Origin of the sequence: Slackia piriformis YIT 12062, from assembly GCF_000296445.1 — a bacterium.
In the GTDB taxonomy this organism is placed as follows: Bacteria; Actinomycetota; Coriobacteriia; order Coriobacteriales; family Eggerthellaceae; genus Slackia; species Slackia piriformis.
Genome location: NZ_JH815199.1, coordinates 237229 through 259481 on the forward strand (window position 1 = coordinate 237229; position 22253 = coordinate 259481).

Sequence of the window (22253 nt, forward strand, 5' to 3'; positions counted from 1 at the left end):
GGGAGATGCGACGGCGGCTCCATAGAGCTAACGGGCGGCGTTCCGCGTTTTCGTGGCGGGCTTTCGTCGGAAGGCTACTCGCGCTTGAGCAGCTTCGTGTTTGCGAGATAAAGCGCCACCACGAGGACGAGGATAGAGACGGAGAAGATGAGCGTGTGCACCGGGTCGTCATGGTAGAGGATGATCAGTCTGATGATGGCGGTGATGCCGATATAGATGAAGTAGCGCAGCGGGAAATGAAGACCCGACTGGTAGTACTTGGTTATCAACGCCAGGAACTCGAAGTAGAGGAACCAGGTCACGATCGATCCAAGAATCTCCGAGCCGCTCATTTCGTGGGAGACGAATACAAGCATGATAAGGTTCCAGGTGCTTACCAAAAGCAGTACCGAAAGGATGCCTCCCAGAACAAACAGCACGCCCGACAGGAACAGCTGCATGAGCCTCGAAATAAAGTTGGGATCCGTAAGCCGTTTGAGCAGGCTTGCGGGCTTTGCTGCATTGTCTTCCATGTCTTCATCCTTCGCGGTGACTCCGCAGGTCAATCGGGTGGTAGGCGGTCGTTCGGCGTCTTTGGGACGTTCGGGCATGGGAGCGTATCCTTGGCGCTTCATGTATTCGAAGCCTACCATAAACCCCCGCCGATAGCTATAATTGCTACTACAACAATAGCAATTAAGGATCGAGAGCGCCTGTTCTCTCATTCGTCTTTCCCGTCTGGACGATCGTCGTTTGTTCCACGATACGAAACAGACGGTTCGCAGGACGGATTGGAACTGTTGAGTGCGTTTTTCGTGGTTTCTATACTCCTAATCATAAAAGGCCCGCAAGGAGGCGGGTGACTGACCGGGCGGCGTCGCCTACGGGCGCAACGGATGCGTTCGAGCAGGTATATGCCGGGCGACGCGCGCCGATCGGTGCAGATGCTCAAGGTTAGGGGAGTGCCATGAAGCAGGGTTTGGACAATCGTTCTATGAATATGGCTCAAGGCGCCAACGGCGCATCGGCTCAGAATGATCCCATGAAGCCTCAGGGTTTGTCGCGTCGTAACTTTGTGGCCGCAGCGGCAATGGGCCTTGCGGGCGTGGCTGCCGCAGGGCTGGCTGGCTGCTCGCCTAAGAGCTCCGGAGAGCCTTCTTCGTCCTCTTCGGCTGGCGGGGCTGCCGTACCTTCTTCTTGGGACGGCGAATACGACGTGATCGTATGCGGTGGTGGCGGAAGCGGTCTGACCGCGGCGTACTCCGCACTGGAAAACGGCGCATCCTCTGTCGTCGTGCTTGAGAAGGCTGGTGCAATTGGCGGCACCACCGCCCTTGCCGAAGGCGCCATTCAGGCGTCCGGAACCCAGTGGCAGAAAGACATCGCCGGCGTTGACGACGATACCTCGGAACTGCACAAGAACTTCTGGATGACCGACAGCGAAGGCCTGGTCAAAGAAGAGCTGGTGCAGTGCATGGCCGAAAACGCGCCCGAAAATCTGCAGTGGATGGCCGACAACTTCAACATCACCTTCTCCAACGTGTTCGGCTGCTACCCCACGCCGTACATGAAAGACGAATACATGCGTGATCGTATTCATCTAATCACCGACGCGTCCGACGAGACGAAGACCGGCGGCGTGGTGTGGACCACCAACGCAGCGGCGGCCGTTCAGGACAAGGGCGGCGAAATCATGACCGACACCGAAGTGACCGACATCTATCAGGATGAATTCGGCACCGTGGTGGGCGTGGCGACTGCCGATGGCAAGAATTACAAGGCGAACAAGGGCGTAGTGTTTGCCATGGGTTCCATCGATCACAATGAGGACATGGCCTTCAAGTACGATCAGCAGCAGTATTGGGACCTCAAGACCCAGGCGGTTGCCACGTGCGAAACCGACACGGGCGACGGTATTCGCATCGGCATGGCACATGGTGCCGACACCGCATTCCACGGTTGCGTCGACCTCATCTTGCAAACTTGGAGCTATACCAACAACCAGAACCCCGAAATCCCCTACATCCTGATCGACCAACGCGGCAATCGCTTCGTGCGTGAAGATACTACGTATGCGTTCCATTGCCGCGCGATGTTCAACGCCGCCATGGCTCAGGGCGGCATGGACGGTTGCACGTACATGCTGATGGACAACAAGATGCTTTCTGCCGACGCCAAGTGTCTGTGGTCTGACAACGCATCGGGCGGCCAGGAAGCCCGCGAGGCGGCGCTCAAAGACGGAAGCATGGTGCAGGCCGATACGCTCGACGATCTTGCCGCGGCTTTGGATATGCCCGCATCCAGTCTTAAGGCCACGGTGGAAGCCTGGAACGCCGCATGCGCAGCAGGCGAAGACGCCGCATACGGGCGTGTGAAGCAACTGACCGCGCTGGACGAAGCGCCGTATTTCGCCTGGAAGACCCAGAACACCAACATCGGATCCATCGGCGGTTTGCTTATCGACACCGACGCCGCTGTGCTTGATACCAACGGCGACCCCATCCCGCATCTGTTCGGCGCAGGCGTTGATACCGCAGGCTGGATCGGACCCTACTATCCCGGCTCTGGCACCTGCCTGCAGGGCGCCCTCAACTGGGGTCGCATCGCCGGCAAGAGCGCGGCCACTACGGCATAGGGCCAAGAGGGGCTTCCCGCAATGACGATGTGAAAAACGCCCCGTTCAAAAGTTCGCCCGGCTGCTCCCCTCCCCAGCCGGGCGAATCTCTTTTCCGTTTTCGGCGCCTCGTGTTTTATTCCACGTATCCCATGCATTTCGATGTGCGCTGAGCAGCACGTACTACATACTGTGCCACTTCGTCGATGCGACCATCGGGTAGGTCGTCATTGGAGCCGCTTACGCCTATCGACGCGATTGCCTTGCCGCTGAAATCGAAAATGGGCGCGGCAACGCAGCGATGATTCAGCTCGGATTCTTCGTGGTCCATCGCCCATCCGCGCCGTCTGACCTGCCGCAGATGCGTCACGAAATCGCGCCTGCGGGTGATGGTGTTGGCCGTGTGCGCTTCGAACCCGAAATCGCAGAGCGCCTCTTCCAGCTCTTCGGCAGAAAGGCAGGCAAGCAGGCACTTGCCCATGGACGAGCAGTGGGCGGGGTAGCGCTTGCCCACACGCGTGAAATCTTCGTCGGCTTTGTGGGTTGCCTCTTTGCCTATTATGCTTACGTACGGTCCGTCTAGTACGCCAAGGTAAGCGGGCAGATGCAGCGCCCGTTCGAGGGCGGCCATGTACGGCTGGGCTTCAACTTGCAGCTCCAGCGAATCGATATGATTGCTCATCAGCTCGAATAGGTGCGACCCCAGTTTATAGGAGCCGTCCAGGGTCTTTTCGGCATAGCCGCGCTCGAGCATTGTCTTGAGGATGCGATGTGCGGTGGATTTGCTGAGGCCCGTCTTCTGGGCGAGCGTCGAAAGCCCTATGCCGCCATGGGTTTCCGATAGCGTTTCGAGCACATCGAAGGCGCGTTCGAGCGCCTGCACGTTTTGACCTTCCATGGTTACCCTCCCCGTTGCATGGACGTCATGAGCTCTAGTTTAGCGGAGATATGTTTCTTTGGGATGCAGCGCCGTGACGTATGCCGCGAGGCGGCGTCGGGCTTATGTTGCGCGATGCGTTCGAATTCTCACGAGGCGCCTGCAATGTCCGTTAAAACAGCGTGAGTTGCTCCTGCTCGGGGACCGCGGGGTAAAGAGCCGTGCTTTTCATGTCCGACGAGGCAAGCTGTTCGGCAGCCGCGTCTCCTGCAAGCCAAGCAAGAGCCCCCTGCATGGAAAGTGCGAGTGGCATACGGTCGTGAACTGGGCGCACGGCTTCGTTCGGCTCGGTCGTCGCAATGGAGAATCGGTCGTCTTGCCAAATCCCTCCCAGAAGAAGGGGGCGAGTCTCTACGGAAGATTCGTGCTCTGTGGCTGCTGCCTCGAGGTTTTCTTCGCTGCTTTCGCCGGCAGGCTTGCCGCATCCGAATCGATACGTCTGCTTCACTTTTCGGCCTGTAGGGTTCAGGGCGTATTCGCTGCTCGAGGATTCGTAGAATGCCATAACGGGAACAATGCAGCGTCGTTTTTCAAACGAGTCGCTCCAAAGGGCTGAAAAGGGCGCGCGTTCTAGGCGCGTGTTGAAGACGAGCTTTCCGTCGGAGGGCATCGGATAGCCCCAACGCAGGGGCCGTACGTTGAGCGTGCCGCACAAAGGCGGCTGCAGGTTGCCGTTGGCCGCGTGGGGGCCTTGGTCCGAATGACGGGGGCCGCTGCCGCAAGGAAATGGGCAGGCGCGGCAGCTCTGTGCGCATCCGCCGCCGACAATGACGCTGACTTCCGCATCGGGGAATGCGTCTATGCGTCGCGCAGGCCAGTCGGGCACAGGATTCAGGGGCGCATGCGCTTCGAGGCTGCGAACAACGGACATAGTTTCGTCCCAGGTCAGCATTGTGAACCTTTTGCACATGGCTTGGCCTCCCGTCCTGTTTACCCTTGCATTGCGCCACGTATCGCTTCGCCCGCGCTGGCAGGCCGCTGTCAGGCCGCGTCTTTTCGGACTACCCGCCGCTTTTTCTCCGAAGACGATTGCCCGCCTTCGCGGCTTCGATATCATGGATTCGTTATAAAGCGAATTGCATACGAACGATGCGGCGAGTGACGGGCTGCGAAGACCTGCGCTGTGCGCGTTGGATCGTAATGCAGGAGAGATGGTACCAGGAGGCGTCATGGCTGATCGCGAAGAGCGTAAAATCCAGGCTTCGAAGCACGAAGCCCTCATGAAAGGTGCGTTTGCAGCGGAGACGCAGGCGGCCGTTGCGGCAACGATCGTCTATGAAGAAGGGGAGGGTCGCGAGCTTTCCATCCGCGAGCCGGCTTTCGAGTCTACCGAAACCGTGGTGACCAAGGCTTTCGTCCCTGAGGCCGCGTATCGATACGCGACGGGCAAGACCCTCATCGTGGATCCGGCCGCCTTCACGCGCCCTGGCGGTGCATACGAAGATGGCGCATTCGGTCCCGAGCAGGTTATTTGCTCCGAGAGCAACCTGTATCAGATTTTGTGCGGCCTCAAAGAGACGTACCACGATAAGAATCGTGATTACCGACGCGGCATGCTGTGCACCGATCGTGCGGCGTACATCCCCGAAGTGGTGTTCCAGCATGGCGGAACCATGCGCAAGGCCGATGTCCTGGCCATTTCCGAGCCGTTGCGCGTTCGCGCCCTCGAAAACCACCGCTCCGAGCGCGAGTGCGATACGGCTCTTGCGGCGCGCATCGAGACCATTTTGCGCATTGCCGTGGCAAACGAATGCGAAACGCTCGTGTGCGGCGCGTTTGCCTGCGGAAATCTGGGATACGCATCGTCGCAGGTGATCGAGCTTTTCAATGCATGGATCGATGCTCATCCGGGTTCGCTCGCTCGCGTGGTGTTTGCCGTTCCGCGAGTGCATTTCGATGCCTTCGACGCCGCATTCGGCAAGCCGGAGGAGGAAGAGGCTCCTGCCGTCGTGCAGGAGGGAGGCATCGAAGATGAGGACGCCTTCGATATCTCTGGCATCGACCTTCCGGAAGGCGTGACATTTCGTTCATAGAAGTAAAAGTTTATACTGGTAAAGCCGACGGCGATCGCGGTTCTCGCGGTCGGCTGCGACATGCTTCGATTGTCGCATGACAGGTGAACCGCGCAAAGAGAGTGGAGGTTTTCATGCAGTGTCAGAAATGCGGCAATGAACTATCGCAGGGCTCGGCGTACTGCGGAAAGTGCGGATCGAAGGTCGAGGAGCCTGCGGTCGAGGCCTCCGTTTCGTCGTCTGAAACATCGGCTTTCAGCCCGGTCCAGGAGGCAGCTCCCGCTTATCAGCCTGCCGTTTCGCAGCCCGCTGTTCCTCAGCCTGCTGCCCAGCCGATTCAGGCTCCGGTCGGCTATGCTCCGACGCAGCCTCAAAACTCCGCTAATCCCTACGCCCGTCCCGAGGCGGGCGTAAGCTACACGGCCCACAGTCAGACTCCTCATCAGGGTCAGCCGCCCATGCCTACTCAGCGGGGATGCCTGGGCGCTGCTTTTCACGATATTATCTCGTCGCCCGGCTGGATCAAGCGCGTACTGCTCCTTATGGTCATGAAATGCGTGCCCATCCTTTCATTCTACGCGTCGGGCTATAACGTGCAGTGGGGCGCTCAAGCCGCACGCGGCAGCAACGCTCCGCTTCCCAAGGGCGTGTTCGACCGGAAGACCTTCTTGACGGGTCTGTTCATGGCGCTGCTGACCACGTTGCTCAATATAGCCAACGTTTGGATGTTCGCCCTGAACTTCATTCCCTTCATCGGGTTCATTCTTGTATTCGCTATCAACCTGTTTGCGGGCGCTTTCTATTCGCTGGCGGTTATGCGCATGGCTGTGTACAAGGCCTTGGGTCAGGCGTTCGAGCTGTCGGAGATTTTCCGTGCATACAAGAAGCGCATCGGATCGCTGCTTGCTGCGGCGTGCGTACCGGCCATCATCGTCAATGTCGTTTTCGTGCTGGTCCTTGTTCTGATTCTTCTTATCATGGCTGCAGTTTCGTTCGCGGGGTCTTCCATGGCGTACGGTTATTCGAGCTATAGCGGTTTTGGCGCCATGTCGATGTTCTCCTACGACCCCGTTGGCGCAGTGCTCGGAATCATTTCAGCACTCGGCGTGATGTTCTTTGTGATCGGTGCGTTGTTTTTCTTCTTCAACGGCCTTGCCGAGGTGTGGTCCATGCGTGCTGTCGGCCTGTGGGTTGCTCGCTTTGCGCCTGAGTGGGCCGAAGAGGCGAAAGATTCCAAGGAATCGCTTTCGTAGGCGATAGAAGAACGGGATGAACGTATGATTCGCATGAATGCAGCACAGCAAGGCGGCGTTGCACATCGAATTCTTCCAAGAGCGGGCCGTGCGATTGCGGCCTGCTCTCTTTTTGGGGCCATGGCCTTCGGCGTTTCGGACGCGTATGGCGGCGATGCGCGTACATCTTTCGACGGCGACGAAGGCGGTAGGTCGGTTTTCGCGGGCGCCCTTCGTCAGGCTTCTCCGGCTCTGTTCAAGATGCTCGACGAGTGGTCTTCGTTTCTGGAAGAGGCCGCTGCGGCGCGCCCTTCCGCCGAAGAGCTGCGTGCGTCGCTTGCTTTGTCGGAGGATTATCGGGGTTCGTTTTCGCACGGTCCTAAGCCTGCGGAGTATCAGAAATACATTGTTTTGCACGATACCGAAGGATCAGCGGACGCGGCGTCCGTCATCTCCTGGTGGGATGCGAGCGGAAACGGTGTCGCGGCGCATTTCATCGTGAACAAAGACGGCTCTATCGTCCAGTGCGTTTCTTTGGATGAAATTGCCCACCATGCGGGCTTTGGGGATACGGGCCATAACGCGGCGTTCGGCGTGGAGGATGAAAGCCGAGACGATAAGGTTGGCACGACGCCTATCGGCGATTGGGCATCCGACTACGGTATGAACTCGTATTCGATCGGCATAGAGATGGTTCATAGAGGCGGCGAGGGGGATTATCCCGAAGAGCAATTGCAATCCCTTGACGCTTTGATTGCCTACATCGACGCTTATTACGGATTCAAAAGCGAGATAATTGACCATAAAGCGTGGAGAACGGGCAATTCGGATACGTCTCCTGAGTTCGCTTCGTATTTCGCGAACTATAAGGAATGTCGGGCGCACGAAGCTCCCTAGGACATAGGGGCGCACCGTGCGGCATCAAAATTTCCGCGCGTCCGCTTGGGCGCTTGAGGGCTGGCGCGTAGGAGATTCGGTACTATAGAGGACGCCTGGTTGCGTCGGTATTTGCGAGGGGGATTCATGGAGCAGCACGATAAAACATCCCAAGGAACGAACGGCTACTGCACGGCATGCGGTTCTCCGCTGGAAGAAGGGGTTTCTTTCTGCACGAAATGCGGCAATCCCGTCGCGGGCAAAGGCGCGGACGCCTCCTCGGAGTCGTCTGCTGGCGCCGTTGCATCTTCGGATGCCGCAGGCGTCGTCGCACCTGTCGACGCCGCAACGGTCGTCGGATTCGAAGGCGTTGCGACGCCTTCCGGTTATGAAACGGTGATGGTCGACGTCGAGTCCGATATGGCGCGCGAAGCCCAAGACGACAGGGACGCTGCCGCTCAGGCAACGGAAGCGCTCTACGGCGTCGAAGGCGTCGAAAGCGTCGAAAGCGCGTTCGCCCCGAACGAGGGGGCTCCTGCTATGTCCGATGCGTCCAGGCAGCAAGCGTCCACGGTGTCGAAGAAGCCCCTGTTCATTGGCATCGGCATTGCGGTCGTGCTGCTGGCGGTCGTCATCGTTCTTGTCGTGCTTGTCTTCGGCAAGGCGGGGTTGGCGCCCACTTCCGACGAAGGCTCTGCGCAGGATTCTGCCCCTGCGGTCCAGCAGCCTGAATCGACGGAAGGTTCTGCTGAGGAAGAAAAGGACGAAGAGGCAACTTCCGAGCCTGTGGTTGTCAATCTCACGGACAGTTACACGACGCGTTTCTCGGAAGTGAACGAAATCACGTACCCTGCGTTCACGTTCCAGTATCCCGGTTCGGGGTGGGCCGTCGTGGACGAGTCGGTAGCGGCTTCGGGCGAGCATGTAAGCGTAGAGAACGTGCGCAACGGTGCCGAGGTCTCGTATCAGCATTGGGGCTCGTATCCTTCCGGTAGCGCCGTTGCCGAGCTCGTCGACGTTGAACGCGTGGCGGATTCGTCTTTCGTTCCGTCATGTGTCCAGGCCAATGACCATAGCGACTTGGGCTCTTTCGGGGTTGTGCGCGCAACGCTGCGTGTTGACGGCGTCGATAACGGCACGGTCTATGCCGTCATTCCCGATGCTGCGCTGAAAAACCCCTCGTATATGGATATGGGATCCGGGCTTCCGGCGTTCGATTACAGTTCCTGGATTAGCTTCACATGCATGACTAGCGAAGAGCTTGACAAGCAGACCGAGCAGGAGGTCATCGCCATTCTCGCGAGCTTCAAGGTGGCGGAGGCTTCGGATAACGCGTCTGCTTCGAAGAAGAGCGGAGAGGGTTCGCTTTCCGACCCCGACGGCTATGTCCTCTCGGACAGCTCCTCCAGGACGTATTCCAATGCCGAGCTTGAAGCAATGTCGGATTACGAGCTTTACCTTTCTCGTAACGAGATTTTCGCGCGCCACGGCCGTATCTTCAAAAACAGCGACTTGCAGGAGTATTTTGGCTCGAAGAGTTGGTATGACCCTCGCTATACGCCCGAGGAATTCAGCGAATCTATGTTGAATGCAAACGAGAAGGCCAATATCGAGCGCATGGCCAAGATAGAGCAAGACCGCAATTCTCCTTATATCGACTAGTCGCATTATGAAATACAGGATTCACGGACACAGACATGCGGACTTTCTCTTTAGAGAGCTGGGGGAATACGCGTGCCTGTGGGGCGAAATAGAAGATGCGCTTGCGAGCATTTCCGACGATATGATCATCAAGGAATTCGAGGGCGAAGCGCGCAAGGCAAAATCGATATCGCAGGCCATCAATCGTCTGGTTAAGGCGGAGCTGGTCAAGCGCGCATGGGAGCCCGAAAGCTATATTTTCGCCGACGAAGAGTACGGGCGCGCGGCGAAAGGCACCTGGCGATTGGATTTCGCCAAGGATGCGCTCAGCGTTGAGGTTGCTTTCAACCATCGTTCCGACATTTCATGGAACCTTATCAAGCCCACCCTGGCAAGCGAGCTCAATCATGTGCAAAAGGCCATCCAGACTAGCGGCGGCGTTGTGATTACGGCAACGCAGGCCATGAAAGAGGCTGGCGGATTCGATAGCGCAGTCGGTACGTACGAAGACTACGTGCAGTATTTGAAGCCCCTCGGAACCATGCTGCCGGCGCCTCTTGTCATCGTGGGGCTTGAGCCGCCCGAGACGTTTCGGATTGCGGTCGAAGACGGCAAAGGGTCGAGCAGGGTCGGCCGTGTCATGAAATACGCCGCAACGACGCCCTCGGGCGAATTCGTATGTCCCGATTGCGGCTGCGTGCTCGCGGCGGACGCTTGCGGAGGTTCGGCATGCGCATGTGACGAATGCGGCAGGGGCCTGATTATTCCCGATTCGCTTTTTTAGCGTTCATATATAAAAAGCCGCGGCGCCCGGACCATGAAGGAACGGATGTCGCGGCTTTGCGTGTTCTGATTGCTCTTAAGGCTTATGCGAAGAAGAGCTCAGAGAGGGTCATCGGGTCGATATACTCGCCGTCTTTGTATACGCGCATGTTGCCAGAGGCAATTTCGTCAATCAGGATGACATCGCCGTTGGCGTCGTAGCCAAACTCGAACTTGATATCGTAAAGAACGAGACCCTTTTCCTTCAGGTCGTCGGCGACGATCTGGGTAATCTTCTGGGTCATGTCCTTGAGCTGGTCGTACTGCTCAGCGGTCATGACGCCGAGGACAACCAGGCCGTCCTTGGTGACCAGCGGGTCGCCGAGTTCGTCGTTCTTGAAAGTGGTTTCAACATAGGCAGGCAGGTCTGCGCCCTCTTCGACATACTGCTTATAACGACGATAGAAGGAGCCGACAGCCTTGTGGCGGCAGATGACCTCGAGGCCTTCGCCGAAGACCTTGGCGGGGAGGACTTCCATGGTGGTGTTGTCGAGGTCGGCGCTCACATAGTGAGTCTTGATGCCGGCAGCGTTGATCTTCTCGAAGAAGTAGATGGACATGCGCAGGTTCACATCGCCAACGCCTTCAATCGTGAGACCCACGGAGTTCTCGCCGGGATCGAAAACGCCGTCCTTGCCCGTGCAGTCGTCCTTGAACTTCAGCAGGTAGTTGCCGTTTTCCAGAGCGAAGACGTCTTTGGTCTTTCCGGAGTACACGAGTTCATGAGCCATGGAGAATCCTTTCCGCATGTTTTGGGCCATGATGTAACGGAGACAGTTTACTCTCATAAGCATAGCATGGAGCCAACTTCTTCATCTCCTGACAGAATTTGGTTTTTCGAAACATGTCGGAAACAAAATGGGCAAAGTGCAAGCAAGAAAGTCGTAGCTTAAGGGAGTTGTCCCTGGGAAAACGTTTTAGAGGAATCTTTCAATACAAACGAATGCCCAGAAGAGGTCGCCTTCGGGGGAGGCGTCTCGAGGGGTCGCTCTAGAGAAAACGTCCTAGAGGAAGTAATGAAACGGATTCGGCTCCTGGCCGTCGTTCTTGCGAACGTCGTGATCATTTTTCGGAAGCAGATCGCAAAGGTCGACTTCGAGAGCTTCGGCAATGCGATACAGCGTCTGGAGGGACGGGTTCACCCTGCCGTGTTCTATGCGGGTAACTTGGTTTGGATGGACGTCGGCCATGAGCCCGAACTCGCGCAGGCTCATCCCTGTCCGCTCTCGGTGGCGGAGGATGTTGAGGCCGAGTTGTGTCTTGTACGCGTCGAATGTGATCATATGGTTAGCGTACGGACGCTTCGGCCGATGCTGTAACCATAGAATGTTACAAAAGAGGATAGGATGGGCACAACGAAGAAGCGCGGCTAGGCGAATGCTGGATAGGGAGCAAGGAATGGAAGACCTCGATTTTTCTCGGCTTGACGTTGCCTTAGCGATATACGATGCGAACGACGACCCTCGCGAGGCCGAGCTTCTATGCGGTGTTGCGTTGAGAAAGGACGACCTCGAGGCGTTTTTGCACGATCTGTGCGAGCTTGCCGAGCGAAAATACGGAGGCATGCGTTTTGCCCGGCTCCTTGACGAGGACGAAGACGACGAAGCTATGGAGTCGGCATACGTTCGGTGGAAGTCGGATTCCTTGAGCCGTGTTATCGAGGAGGCCGAGCGCTGTCTTGACGAGGAGAATCGGCACGAAGGGCGCTGAGGCGCTCCTGCTCGCGAAGCATGTCTTCGAATCCCCTTAAAGCTGCGAAGGGTATGAATTGACGTGCGCGGTCGGGGTGCCGCACGGCGCGATGGGCGTGAGGCGCATGGCCGCCTGTCGGCGTTGGTTCCTTTTCGGAAACGAGGTTTCTCGGCGCGTTATGCATGATGGCCTCCAATTTGATTGTTGCGCTCTCTTGCGGTTGCCTTCTCTTTAAGACTCATACCTTTGAGCAGGGAGTTCTTTCCGAATTTCTCCTTCACGGCAATGGCGGTTTCTTGAAGGCTCCTTTCTTTTCTCCTGGACTCGCTTTCGTCGAAAAGGACGGTTTGGCGGCTTTCTGCGTCTATCTCCGAAAACCCCATGCTTATGCGTCTGATGAGGCGGGAGGTGTTGACCTCCTTATTGAAGAGGCGGTCGAATTCGGCGGTTATGAACAGCGAGGAGTCCGTGGGAGCGTCAAGCGTCATGGAGCATCCGTCATGGGACGGCTCTTCGGAGTGCTCGCAGGTGGACGGATCGGATCGGCTGCTTTGCGGATGGGTGCTATTGGCGTAGCCCACGAAAAGGGAGATGCGATCGGTCAATAAGCCGCGTCTTACAAGGTCGAGCACGCTTGCGTCGATCATCTCGTGCATGACGAGGCGGGCGTCTTCTGCCGAATAATCGCAAGGGAGCACCTGCCCGTTGACGGTGGAGTGCTCTTTGGGCACATAGTTTTTGATGTCCGCTATGGTGCACGGCTCCTGCCCCCAGGCGTGGTCGATGAGGTACTCGGCATTGGCGCCAAACTCTTTGTACAGAATTCGGCGGTCGAGTTCCGCGACGCCTTTGAGGTCGTGAACGCCGTGCTGCGCGAGCCTACGGGCGATGCCGGGGCCTATGTTCCAGATATCGGTGATGGGACGATGGGTCCAAAGGGTTTCTATGAAGGATCGTTCGTTGAGCACCCCGATATTATCGGGCACGTGCTTTGCCGTGATATCAAGCGCGACCTTCGCTAGAAACAGATTGGTCCCTATGCCTGCTGTGGCGCAGATGCCCGTTGCAGCGCGCACCTCATCCATGAGCATACGCGCGAATTCTTTCGCACCGAGCGAATAGAGGCGCAAATAGGGCGTGGCGTAGATGAAGCATTCATCTATTGAATATACGTGAATGTCATCCGGGGAGACGTAGCGGAGGTAGACCGCATATATTTGCGCAGAGACTTCCATGTAGCGCTTCATACGGGGCTTGGCCATGATGTAGGGAACTTCATCGGGGATTTCGAACACGCGGCAGCGGTTTTTGACCCCGATCCTTTTCAGCGCCGGCGTGATTGCCAGACATATGGTGGTGCGCGACCTTTCCGGATCGGCGACGACGAGGTTCGTTTCGAAAGGGTCGAGGCCGCGTGCGATGCATTCCACGGACGCGTAGAAACACTTCAAGTCTATGCAGATATAGACGTCTGCGCATTTGGACTGCCTTTCCACGATGCCTCCCAAAAAATACGAACAAGTGTTCCTATTATAGTGCAAGATATGCTAAAGTCGAAGGGTGTTCGAGGGAAAAACGGCACGCTTCGCTACACTGAAGCCAATGTGCTTTGACGCATGAATCGCAGGGAAGACAAAGGGGACTTTGAGAAGGCAGGGAATTGCATGAATCTTGAAGAATGGCAGACGCGGGTAGACAGCATAGACCTGGGCGGAATTCGTCTTTACCACGCCTACGCTTCCAACGAGAAGACAAGGCAGGTCATAGAGGGAGACATGGAAGATACGGACGAGGAATTCGTGCGCGCCCGCTTCCAGCAGCAGCTTATAGGCACGCTTATGCAGATGGACATGGAAGAAAGCATGCGCGTGAAAGACGAAGCGAAAGACGAAGAACGGCGCTAACTTTGCGAACCGTCGCCATGCCGTTCATATAACAAGATCCCCGCAACCCTTCGCGGCCGCGGGGATCTTGTATTCGGGCTTGGCTTGCGTGCTATTCGGTGAAGTAGCTCACGCCGCCTTCGATGAGCGGCTGGAACGTGTTGCCCGGCACGTTTTTGTACAGGCCGTAGCCGTTACGCTCGGTGTGGCCCATCTTGCCCAGTACGCGTCCGTCGGGGCTGGTGATGCCTTCGATGGCCATGACGGATCCGTTGGGGTTCACGCTCAGGTCCATAGACGGCATGCCCGCCTCGTCAACGTACTGCGTGGCGATTTGGCCGTTGGCAGCAAGTTGAGCGGCAAGCTCGGGGCTCGCGACGAAGCGGCCCTCGCCGTGGCTGATGGCCACGGTGTGAATATCGCCTACTTCGCACTTGCTGAACCAAGGCGAAAGGCTGGATGACACGCGGGTGCGCACCAGGCGGCTCTGGTGACGGCCGATTTCGTTAAAGGTCAAGGTCGGGCAGGCCTCGTCCATCGGGCGGATGTCGCCGTAGGGCACAAGACCCAGCTTGACGAGCGCCTGGAAGCCGTTGCAGATGCCCAGCATCAAGCCGTCGCGGTTCTGCAGCAGGTCGCGCACGGCCTCGGTGACCTCGGGGGCGCGGAAGAACGCGGTGATGAACTTCGCGGAGCCGTCGGGCTCGTCACCGCCGGAGAAGCCGCCAGGCAGCATGACGATCTGGCTGTTCTTAATGGCCTCGACGAGCGCCTTGGTGCTTTCGGCAACTGCGGCGGGCGTGAGGTTGTTGATGACCAGGGTCTGCGCTTCGGCGCCCGCGCGTTCGAACGCATGGGCGGTGTCGAATTCGCAGTTCGTGCCCGGGAACACCGGAATAATGACGCGTGGCTTGGCAATCGACCCGCAGTAGGTCAAAGGCAGAGCATCGGTGTAGGTGACGGGTTCGACCTTCGGGGCTGCGGCACGGTCTTCATCGGTGCTGCGATACGGGAATACGGGCTCGATGGCGCCTTCCCAGGCTTCCTGGAGCTCGGCGAGATTGAGGGTTTCGCCCGCAGCGACGAATTCGTATGCCTCGGTGGTCTGGCCGATTTCGGTAACGGACAAAAGCTCGCCGTCTTCGGGAAGCTCTGCACTATCGGCAAGCTCGACCACGAACGCGCCGTAGTTCAAGTCGAACAGGGCGTCTGCGGAGAGGTTCTCATCGAGTTTGAGACCGATGCCGTTGCCGACGCACATCTTGAAGAGAGCCTCGGCAAGGCCGCCGAATCCAGGGGTGGAGACGGCGAGGGCGTTGCCTTCGTCGATCAATCCCTCAACAACATCCACGGCGTCGAGGAAGCCTTCGGCCTCGGGCATGGCGGAGTCTTTCTTGTAAGCCGGCTCGATCAGCACGACGCGGCTGCCGGCTTTCTTGAATTCAGGGGAGGTGACGCGATCCACGTGGCCCACGGCGGTAGCGAAGCTGACCAGGGTGGGGGGAACGTCGAGCGTCTCGAAGCTGCCGGACATGGAGTCTTTGCCGCCGATGGCGCCGACGCCAAGTTCTACCTGCGCCTTTAGCGCGCCGAGAACTGCGGCAGCGGGCTTGCCCCAGCGCTGTGCTTCGTTGCGTAGGCGCTCGAAGTACTCCTGGAAGGTCAGGTAGGCGTTTTCGCGCTCGAAGCCTGCGGCAACAAGCTTAGCGACGCTTTCTACGACGGCCACATAGGAGCCCTCGAACTGATTGGCGGAAGACAGATAGGGGTTGAATCCCCATGCCATGCCGGAGCACGTGGTGGTCTCGCCGTCAACAGGAAGTTTGGCGGCCATGGCCATAGCGGGGGTGAGCTGGTTCTTGCCGCCGAACGGCATGAGCACGGTGGCAGCGCCGATGGTGGAGTCGAAGCGCTCGGAAAGGCCCTTGTTGGAGCAGACGTTGAGGTCGGTCACCAGGCCGAGCATGCGTTCCGCGAGGGTGTCGCCCTTCCATTCGGGGGTATAGCGGCCACCCTTTTCGATGTGGACGTCTTGGCTTTTCGGCGCGCCGTTGGATGCCAAAAACGCGCGGCTGACGTCGACGATGGCATCGCCGTTCCAGGTCATGCGAACGCGGGCCTCTTCGGTAACTTCCGCGATCGGGGTTGCCTCGAGGTTTTCCTCATGGGCGAGCTCGATGAATTTCTCGACGTCCTCAGGCGCCAAGGCAACGGCCATGCGCTCCTGGCTTTCGGAGATGGCCAGCTCGGTGCCGTCAAGGCCGTCGTATTTCTTGGGAACGCGGTTCAGATCGATGGACAGGCCGTCTGCCAGCTCTCCCACGGCGACAGAGACGCCGCCAGCGCCGAAGTCGTTGCAGCGCTTGACCATTTCGCATGCGTCCTTGCGACGGAAAAGACGCTGAATCTTGCGCTCGACGGGGGCGTTACCCTTCTGGACCTCTGCGCCGCAGGTTTCGATGCTTTCAAGATTGTGCGCTTTGGAAGAGCCCGTTGCGCCGCCGATGCCGTCACGGCCGGTGCGGCCGCCAAGAAGCACCACGATGTCGCCCGGAGCCGGGGTTTCGCGGCGAACGTGGTCTGCGGGCGTTGCGCCCACGACGGCTCCGATTTCCATGCGCTTTGCGGCATAGCCGGGATGGTACAACTCGTTGACCTGGCCGGTTGCAAGGCCGATCTGGTTGCCGTAGGAAGAATAGCCTGCTGCGGCGGTGGTGACCAGCTTGCGCTGGGGCAGCTTGCCCTCAAGCGTTTCGGACACCGGAACCGTGGGGTCTGCCGCGCCGGTCACGCGCATTGCCTGGTAGACGTAGCTGCGACCGGACAAGGGGTCGCGGATGGCGCCGCCCACGCAGGTTGCTGCGCCGCCGAAGGGCTCGATTTCCGTGGGATGGTTATGGGTTTCGTTTTTGAAAAGATAGAGCCAATCCTGCTCTTCGCCGTTCACGTCGCACTTGATTTTGACGGTGCAGGCGTTGATTTCTTCGGATTCGTCAAGGTTTTTCAGGATGCCTTTGGATTTGAGCCACTTGGCGCCGATGGTGCCCATGTCCATGAGGCAGACGGGCTTTTCGTCGCGGCCGAGCTCGTGGCGCATGGCGAGGTACTGCTCGAATGCGGCCTTCACGGCTTCGTCGTCAATCTGCACGTTCTCAAGAACGGTGCCGAAGGTGGTGTGGCGGCAATGGTCGGACCAGTAGGTGTCGATCATCTTGATTTCGGTGATAGTGGGGTCGCGCTGTTCGTCTTCGGCGAAATACTTCTGGCAGAAGGCGATATCGGCTTCGTCCATGGCAAGGCCGCGCTCGGCGATGAAGGCGGCAAGGCCCGCTTCATCAAGCTCGCGGAAGCCTTCGATGACTTCGACGGCCTCGGGCGTCGGATGCGCCATTTTCAGCGTGCTGCGCTCTTCGAGGGATGCCTCGCGCGCTTCGATGGGATTGATGACGTAATGCTTGATGGCGGCAATATCCTCGTCGGAAAGGGCGCCTTCGAGCATGTAGACTTTGGCGCTCAAGACCTCGGGACGTTCGCCCTGGCTGATGAGCTGAATGCACTCGCTTGCAGAGGCGGCGCGCTGGTCGAACTGGCCGGGCAGGGGTTCGACGGCAAAAACAACCGCGCCTTCTGCGGCGGGCAGTTCGGCAAATGCATTGTCGGACTGCGGCTCGCTGAAAACGGTGGGAACGCATTGCTCGAACAGTTCGTCGCTTGCGCCCTCAACGTCGTAGCGGTTGATGAGACGGATGCCCGTGAGGCCTTCGATGCCGAGGATGGTGCGCAGCTCATGCAAAAGCTGGTGCGCCTCGACGTCGAAGCCGGGCTTCTTCTCAACGTAAATACGAGAAACCATGGGTTTCCTGCCTTCCCGGAGTCGTGGTAGAAGTCGGATGGAATGCGCATGCTCCATTATGTTGCAGGCGCGTATCTTTTCATGATAAAGCCTTGCGCAGAAAACGGGGCGCATTATTGCCTGGGAACGGGTAATTCATACGAGAAAACGCACGAAAACCCGCAGAGGAGGCGGGCTTTCGTGCGTTTGTCTAGATGGGCAATATTGTTCTTGCTATTGGGAATCGCGCCATGCGCGTACGCGTCCGTGCTCGTCCCATGCGGCGTCGTACCCGTGCTCGATGAGCCTTTCAAGCGCTTCTTGTTCTTTGCCGGCGGGTACGTCCACGCTCTCAAGATATACGCGCTGGAATTTCGGATTGTCGTAGTACAGCTCCGTCTTGAACGGATTGCGTTTCTTGCCGAAGATCGTGTATGCCTGATAGGCGAATACGCAGATGTTGAACAGAAGGGCGATGACGGAAATGGTCATATGTGCGGCGGGGCTGTTCGTCGAGTGAACGACGAATGCGGGGTGCAGGTAGAACCAGGGGATGGTCATCGTGACGATCATGTTGAAGGCGAGGGTGCGCACGCGGTGTTGCGCATAGGCTCCACGCTTGATGAAGAAAGCGGGAATGGTGCATGCGGCAAGAAGGATGAGGCCGCAGTACATGGAGCGGTCGGAAACGCTGTTGTAGGTGTATGCGAAATTCCACAGGTCGTATCCGATGATCCAGAACCACAGCTGATCGGGCCAGACGTAGTCTTTCTTTTTACCGCGGCTGACGATGATGCCGAAGAATCCGCAGATGCAGACGGCGTTTAAGATGCCGGCTATGCCGTTGATGACGTTCCATGGTCCTCCTACGACCATGTAGCCGTCCACGATGCCGTTGACGCCCGTAAGCTGGAAATCGCGGATGCAGGCTTCCAGGATGTTGATTGCGAAGATGACAGGCGGAATGCAGACGATGTACTTCTTCTGGAACGCGGGGAAGTAGACAATCAGCCAGCCCAGAATGGCTCCGGCGAGGCACGAGTACGTTTTCACCCACTGAAACCACGTGCCGGCTCCTGTGCCCTCGACGGCGGTGTGGGGCCAGACGAAGACGGTCAAAACGGCGGGAAGGGCGATGAACAGGACCCCGCCGATCCATTTGTTGGCGCGAGAAAGCTCGTTCATGCCTATGAGGAAGACGAGGTAGAGAACCACACTGATGCATGCGGTGGCGGATAGGGGTTCGTAGAAAAACATGGAGCACCTCCTGGTATCGAACGTTCCCTGTTTTTCGCATGCTATCAGTCCAGTTTTTTTGCGTTTTGACGATTGATGCTTGATATGACAATAGAAGCTGCGGGTGATTGCCTCTTTTCGGCAAGAAGATCGGCATCTGCCGCGTCTTCCCGATTTTCGAGGCAGACCCCGCTTTCTTCTTCTGCAGGTATCCAGGAAGGGCGTTTTCGAAGTACTCTGTGAGAAGCGTTGTGCTAACTCGTGCTTTCGGAGGGGGTTGTCGTGGCTTTTTCGGATTCAAGTGCAGCGAATTGCGGCTGGCCCGAGCCGATTCATACGGTTACGCGATGCGTGCGGACGAGCAAAAGATGCCAAGGCGTGCCTGGGGATATCGTGCTGGCCGCGCGACTTCTTTTCGAACGTGACGGGGTCAAGAAGACGACGCTTACCGCCGTGGCGAAGGAGGCGGGAATAACGCGCACGCTTCTCTATTATTACTTCGAGGACAAAGATGCCGTCGTGCAGGCGGTCGTCGAGGATTACGTCGAAGACATCGTGGAGAGTGTGGCGACGTGGAACGAGCAGAGGGTCTTTGGGAACACCCCGGACGAACTGCGCAAATGCGTCGCGACGTTTCGCCATGTTCTCTATATGTCCTCGGGTGAGCCGCGCCCTATGTTTAGCGTGCTCGATGAATTGGGGATGCGCGACGAATTCGCCGCAAGGGCCGTGCGCGAAGCGGTCGACTGCATCTGCCGAAACATCGTCTCGGAATACACTGCCTATCGAACCGTGGAGATCGACCTGGTTCCAGAGACCTTCGCCTTGGTGCTGTACGGGGTTGTCGGGCTGATGAAGGCGAAGCCCGACATTACCGATGACGAAATCTCGCGGCTTATCGCCCAGACGTTGCGGGTGGACATGCGCGTGCTGCAACCGCCTCCGTGGTCCGAATCGCCACGCGGCGACGGAGTCTGACGGGGCTTTTGGTTCGAGAGGGTCCTACCACGTGCGCCAGAAATCCTGGATAAGGTCCTGTCTGTTTGGGTGTCCTGTCTTTTGGAGGATGTTGTGCACGTGCACTTTCGCCGTGCTTGGCGCAACGCCCATGGTGGAAGCGATGTTTTGGTTGTCGAGGCCAAGGAGGATAAGCTTGAGCGCCTCCATCTCACGCTTGGAGAGCTTGTGCCTTTTGGCGTAGAGCTCAAGGTTGCCTTCGATCGCCGATTCGACGTGGTCGTCCTCTCGCGTGGGAGGGTTCTCGTAGCGAAGGGAGAGCGCCCGGTAGGCGCTTACGCATGAGGCCGCCGCGCAGATAAGCATGAGAATCTCTTCCGAGTAGTTCCGCTCGCCGTTGAAATGCGTCGCGGGGAAAAGCGTTATTCCGTAGAAGAACGAAGCAATATCTTCAAGGAAGATGCAAGCTCCTCCAACTGCGAGGGCGAGGTAGAGCGCTTTGTGCCGGCGCATCCTGCCCCGTTCGATAGGGTCGAGCGTGGTGATGTAGCGAAAAGCGATGAATACGACTATCCAGAGCAGAAGCAGCGTTCGCATGGAATAGAAGGCGAAGCGGGCAAGAGGGCTCGAAGGAATGAGGAAGAGCGCGGCAAGGCTTCCTGCGACGAATATCGCGCCGGGGATAGCAAGAAGCGCCGTCCGTTTTTCGCCGACGAAATCGCATACAAGAAGCCAGAGCGAAATGTATATGCCTCCGCCTGAAACCATGGATCCGAGGGAACGAAGCGTCAAATAGAGCGGGTCGGATTCGAGGTTTGTCGCGATGCTGACGAATTCATCTTGGAAGATGAGCGACACGTCGATGAAGTAGAAGAGAAAACCGCAGAACGCGAAGAGAAACGTTCGGCGGTGGGAAACCAAATACACGGCAAGGCACGCTGCTGATGTAATGACGGATATAAGCTGCACGATGACCGTGAGGTGGAAGTAGAGGAGTTCCATTCGGCGCCTTTCGCATCGCGAATGCTTTCTGAAAACACCGACATGGTAGCGTAATACATAGATGTTTGTCTTCCGTATTGTCTCGATAACGGCGATATTGGCATGTTTTCGGGGAGTTTTTGACGTCTGTCCAAAGAAAAAATAGAGCTCTTATCAGGGGTTTATATATGGTTTATGGGTTTAAGCGCGGAAATACACCAGGTTTTATCCCGCTTGTATACATGCCTTATACCTTTTCAAAGGAAGGGAAGTGCTTGCATAATCGTTTTGCGATGTTGGCCAGGGCGCAAACGAAGTTGAATCCCCGTCCGATTGAAGCCGGCATCCAAGCGACACCCATGGCTCGGCGATTTGGTTTATGGCTGAACCAAATCGCTGCAGCATTGTCTACCCGACGGCGGCGCATGAAGGCGAGCTCGCGAGAGAGAGGCGCGGATTCGTTTTCGAGAGAGGATGCGTGGTGCGACGTTGCGTCGCACCTTCGTCGGTCGGGTGTGCGGTTCACCGCTGGTCCGGTCGATTTGCCCCCAATGCCCCTTTGTTTCGACCGGGTACAGCCAAAAACGCTGCCATCACCCCCCCCTGTGTCGCAGGCAGCATATACATGCGAATCGAGGCCGTCAGTGTGGTGCTGACGGCCTCGATTCGTTTATGCGGCTGAATATGAGAGATGATGCGATTGGTAGGGACGGCCTCAATACAATCTGCGGTTGGCCTTGCCGCTTCAAGCGCAGAGGTGCTCGAAGCGCAATGAGCTACGCGGCGAAAAAGGTGAGGTCGTTTTTCTGGCGGTGGCGGTTCATGACGCGTCGCTCGAGCTCTTGGAGGCTCGGCGGCGTCCAAGAAATGGCGTTTGCGCCGGCTTCTATCGTGGCAAGAATGGTTTCGTCGTTTGGCCCGCCGCTCGCCATGATCGGAAGATTCGGATAGGCCCTGCGCAAATCCTCCACGACATAGGCGGTTTCTTTTGCCGCGGCCACATTGACGATGCGGGCTCCTGCAGCAATCTGGTCGTGAACCAAGGCATCGAGCTTCGTAGCGGTGACCACGATGGGCACGTCGACGCGTTCGGCCATGCCTGCGATGGTACGCGGGTCCGTGGACGCGTTGACTACGACGCCCGCTACGCCTTGCATGTCGGAATGAACGGCCAAATCGATTGCGCGCTGTCCGGTCGTAAGAGAGCCGCCCACGCCGGTGAGCACGGGAACTTCCGAAACGGCGAGGAGTGCCTGAGTGATAGCAGGCTGGCATGTGAACGGATAGACGGCCAAAACGGCATCGGCATCGACGTTTCGTATCACGGCGACGTCAGTCGAGAAGACGAGCGACTTCATGCAGCGCCCGTACAGCGATATTCCGCTGCATTGTTTGATCGCCTCGGGGACCCGAATTCCCACGCCGCGCAATGTGCCCTCAACTTCGAAAAGGTCGGCCTCGCTCATGCCGCTCACCTCCTGCCTTGTAGTATTGCGGTATTGGAAAGTGTAGGCTGAGGGTTCGGAGATTGTTCGGTTCGTAGCCGAGCGTTACCGATT

The 22253-nt window shown here is 57.8% G+C and carries 19 protein-coding genes; 9 read left to right on the forward strand and 10 right to left on the reverse strand.

Annotated features, from left to right (window positions below; all coding sequences use genetic code 11):
• Positions 1 to 74 precede the first annotated feature (74 nt).
• Positions 75 to 512, reverse strand: a complete 438-nt coding sequence (gene psiE / locus HMPREF9451_RS08950) for a phosphate-starvation-inducible protein PsiE (RefSeq protein ID WP_051001049.1) — start codon at positions 510 to 512, stop codon at positions 75 to 77.
• Between the two features lie 434 nt (positions 513 to 946).
• Between psiE and HMPREF9451_RS08955 the strand changes: the two genes are divergently transcribed.
• Positions 947 to 2614 (forward strand): FAD-dependent oxidoreductase, encoded by a 1668-nt coding sequence (locus tag HMPREF9451_RS08955; RefSeq protein ID WP_009139971.1) that lies wholly within the window; start codon positions 947 to 949, stop codon positions 2612 to 2614.
• Between the two features lie 115 nt (positions 2615 to 2729).
• On the opposite strand, the gene HMPREF9451_RS08960 is transcribed toward HMPREF9451_RS08955, so the two are convergent.
• Both HMPREF9451_RS08960 and HMPREF9451_RS09560 read right to left on the reverse strand, forming a co-directional pair.
• Complete coding sequence (locus HMPREF9451_RS08960) at positions 2730 to 3491, reverse strand: IclR family transcriptional regulator (protein WP_009139972.1); 762 nt, start codon at positions 3489 to 3491, stop codon at positions 2730 to 2732.
• Between the two features lie 151 nt (positions 3492 to 3642).
• Positions 3643 to 4752, reverse strand: coding sequence for an SOS response-associated peptidase family protein (locus HMPREF9451_RS09560; protein WP_083851927.1), 1110 nt, complete (start codon positions 4750 to 4752; stop codon positions 3643 to 3645).
• Between HMPREF9451_RS09560 and HMPREF9451_RS08970 the strand changes: the two genes are divergently transcribed.
• The 5 genes from HMPREF9451_RS08970 (at position 4700) to HMPREF9451_RS08990 (ending at position 10075) form a co-directional block, all read left to right on the forward strand.
• Entirely contained in the window at positions 4700 to 5563 is an 864-nt protein-coding gene (locus HMPREF9451_RS08970) for a TIGR02452 family protein (protein ID WP_009139974.1), read from the forward strand. The genes HMPREF9451_RS09560 and HMPREF9451_RS08970 overlap by 53 nt on opposite strands.
• 113 nt (positions 5564 to 5676) lie before the next feature.
• Entirely contained in the window at positions 5677 to 6795 is a 1119-nt protein-coding gene (locus tag HMPREF9451_RS08975) for a zinc-ribbon domain-containing protein (protein WP_009139975.1), read from the forward strand.
• A 24-nt stretch (positions 6796 to 6819) separates the two neighbouring features.
• On the forward strand, positions 6820 to 7671 hold the full coding sequence (locus tag HMPREF9451_RS08980; RefSeq protein WP_009139976.1) for an N-acetylmuramoyl-L-alanine amidase: 852 nt from the start codon (positions 6820 to 6822) through the stop codon (positions 7669 to 7671).
• Between the two features lie 126 nt (positions 7672 to 7797).
• Positions 7798 to 9312 carry a YARHG domain-containing protein gene (locus tag HMPREF9451_RS08985; RefSeq protein ID WP_009139977.1) on the forward strand — a complete coding sequence of 505 codons (1515 nt, stop codon included), beginning with the start codon at positions 7798 to 7800 and terminating at the stop codon, positions 9310 to 9312.
• A 7-nt stretch (positions 9313 to 9319) separates the two neighbouring features.
• Positions 9320 to 10075: a PDDEXK family nuclease gene (locus HMPREF9451_RS08990; protein WP_009139978.1), complete on the forward strand. Its 756-nt coding sequence runs from the start codon at positions 9320 to 9322 to the stop codon at positions 10073 to 10075.
• 82 nt (positions 10076 to 10157) lie between these two features.
• Here the strand turns inward: HMPREF9451_RS08990 and HMPREF9451_RS08995 are convergent, their stop codons facing one another.
• Positions 10158 to 10844 (reverse strand): phosphoribosylaminoimidazolesuccinocarboxamide synthase, encoded by a 687-nt coding sequence (locus HMPREF9451_RS08995; RefSeq protein ID WP_009139979.1) that lies wholly within the window; start codon positions 10842 to 10844, stop codon positions 10158 to 10160.
• 273 nt (positions 10845 to 11117) lie between these two features.
• On the reverse strand, positions 11118 to 11396 hold the full coding sequence (locus tag HMPREF9451_RS10010) for a helix-turn-helix domain-containing protein (RefSeq protein WP_187364061.1): 279 nt from the start codon (positions 11394 to 11396) through the stop codon (positions 11118 to 11120).
• 115 nt (positions 11397 to 11511) lie between these two features.
• On the opposite strand from HMPREF9451_RS10010, the gene HMPREF9451_RS10015 reads away from it, so the two are divergent.
• Positions 11512 to 11823 (forward strand): hypothetical protein, encoded by a 312-nt coding sequence (locus HMPREF9451_RS10015; RefSeq protein WP_009139981.1) that lies wholly within the window; start codon positions 11512 to 11514, stop codon positions 11821 to 11823.
• Between the two features lie 158 nt (positions 11824 to 11981).
• Here HMPREF9451_RS10015 and HMPREF9451_RS09010 read toward each other — a convergent pair whose 3' ends face one another.
• Positions 11982 to 13301 (reverse strand): Y-family DNA polymerase, encoded by a 1320-nt coding sequence (locus HMPREF9451_RS09010; RefSeq protein ID WP_009139983.1) that lies wholly within the window; start codon positions 13299 to 13301, stop codon positions 11982 to 11984.
• A gap of 168 nt (positions 13302 to 13469) precedes the next feature.
• On the opposite strand from HMPREF9451_RS09010, the gene HMPREF9451_RS09015 reads away from it, so the two are divergent.
• Positions 13470 to 13709, forward strand: a complete 240-nt coding sequence (locus tag HMPREF9451_RS09015) for a hypothetical protein (protein ID WP_009139984.1) — start codon at positions 13470 to 13472, stop codon at positions 13707 to 13709.
• Between the two features lie 91 nt (positions 13710 to 13800).
• Here HMPREF9451_RS09015 and HMPREF9451_RS09020 read toward each other — a convergent pair whose 3' ends face one another.
• The gene (locus HMPREF9451_RS09020) at positions 13801 to 17541 is read right to left on the reverse strand and encodes a phosphoribosylformylglycinamidine synthase (protein ID WP_009139985.1); all 3741 of its coding nucleotides are present in this window, start codon (positions 17539 to 17541) and stop codon (positions 13801 to 13803) included.
• Positions 17542 to 17754: 213 nt separating this feature from the next.
• Positions 17755 to 18777: a DUF5692 family protein gene (locus HMPREF9451_RS09025; protein ID WP_009139986.1), complete on the reverse strand. Its 1023-nt coding sequence runs from the start codon at positions 18775 to 18777 to the stop codon at positions 17755 to 17757.
• Positions 18778 to 19134: 357 nt separating this feature from the next.
• Here HMPREF9451_RS09025 and HMPREF9451_RS09030 point away from each other — a divergent pair, with 357 nt between their 5' ends.
• On the forward strand, positions 19135 to 19734 hold the full coding sequence (locus tag HMPREF9451_RS09030) for a TetR/AcrR family transcriptional regulator (protein ID WP_232204118.1): 600 nt from the start codon (positions 19135 to 19137) through the stop codon (positions 19732 to 19734).
• A gap of 24 nt (positions 19735 to 19758) precedes the next feature.
• Here HMPREF9451_RS09030 and HMPREF9451_RS09035 read toward each other — a convergent pair whose 3' ends face one another.
• Positions 19759 to 20715: a helix-turn-helix transcriptional regulator gene (locus HMPREF9451_RS09035; RefSeq protein WP_009139988.1), complete on the reverse strand. Its 957-nt coding sequence runs from the start codon at positions 20713 to 20715 to the stop codon at positions 19759 to 19761.
• A gap of 755 nt (positions 20716 to 21470) precedes the next feature.
• Complete coding sequence (locus HMPREF9451_RS09040) at positions 21471 to 22160, reverse strand: beta/alpha barrel domain-containing protein (protein ID WP_009139989.1); 690 nt, start codon at positions 22158 to 22160, stop codon at positions 21471 to 21473.
• Positions 22161 to 22253: the final 93 nt, after the last annotated feature.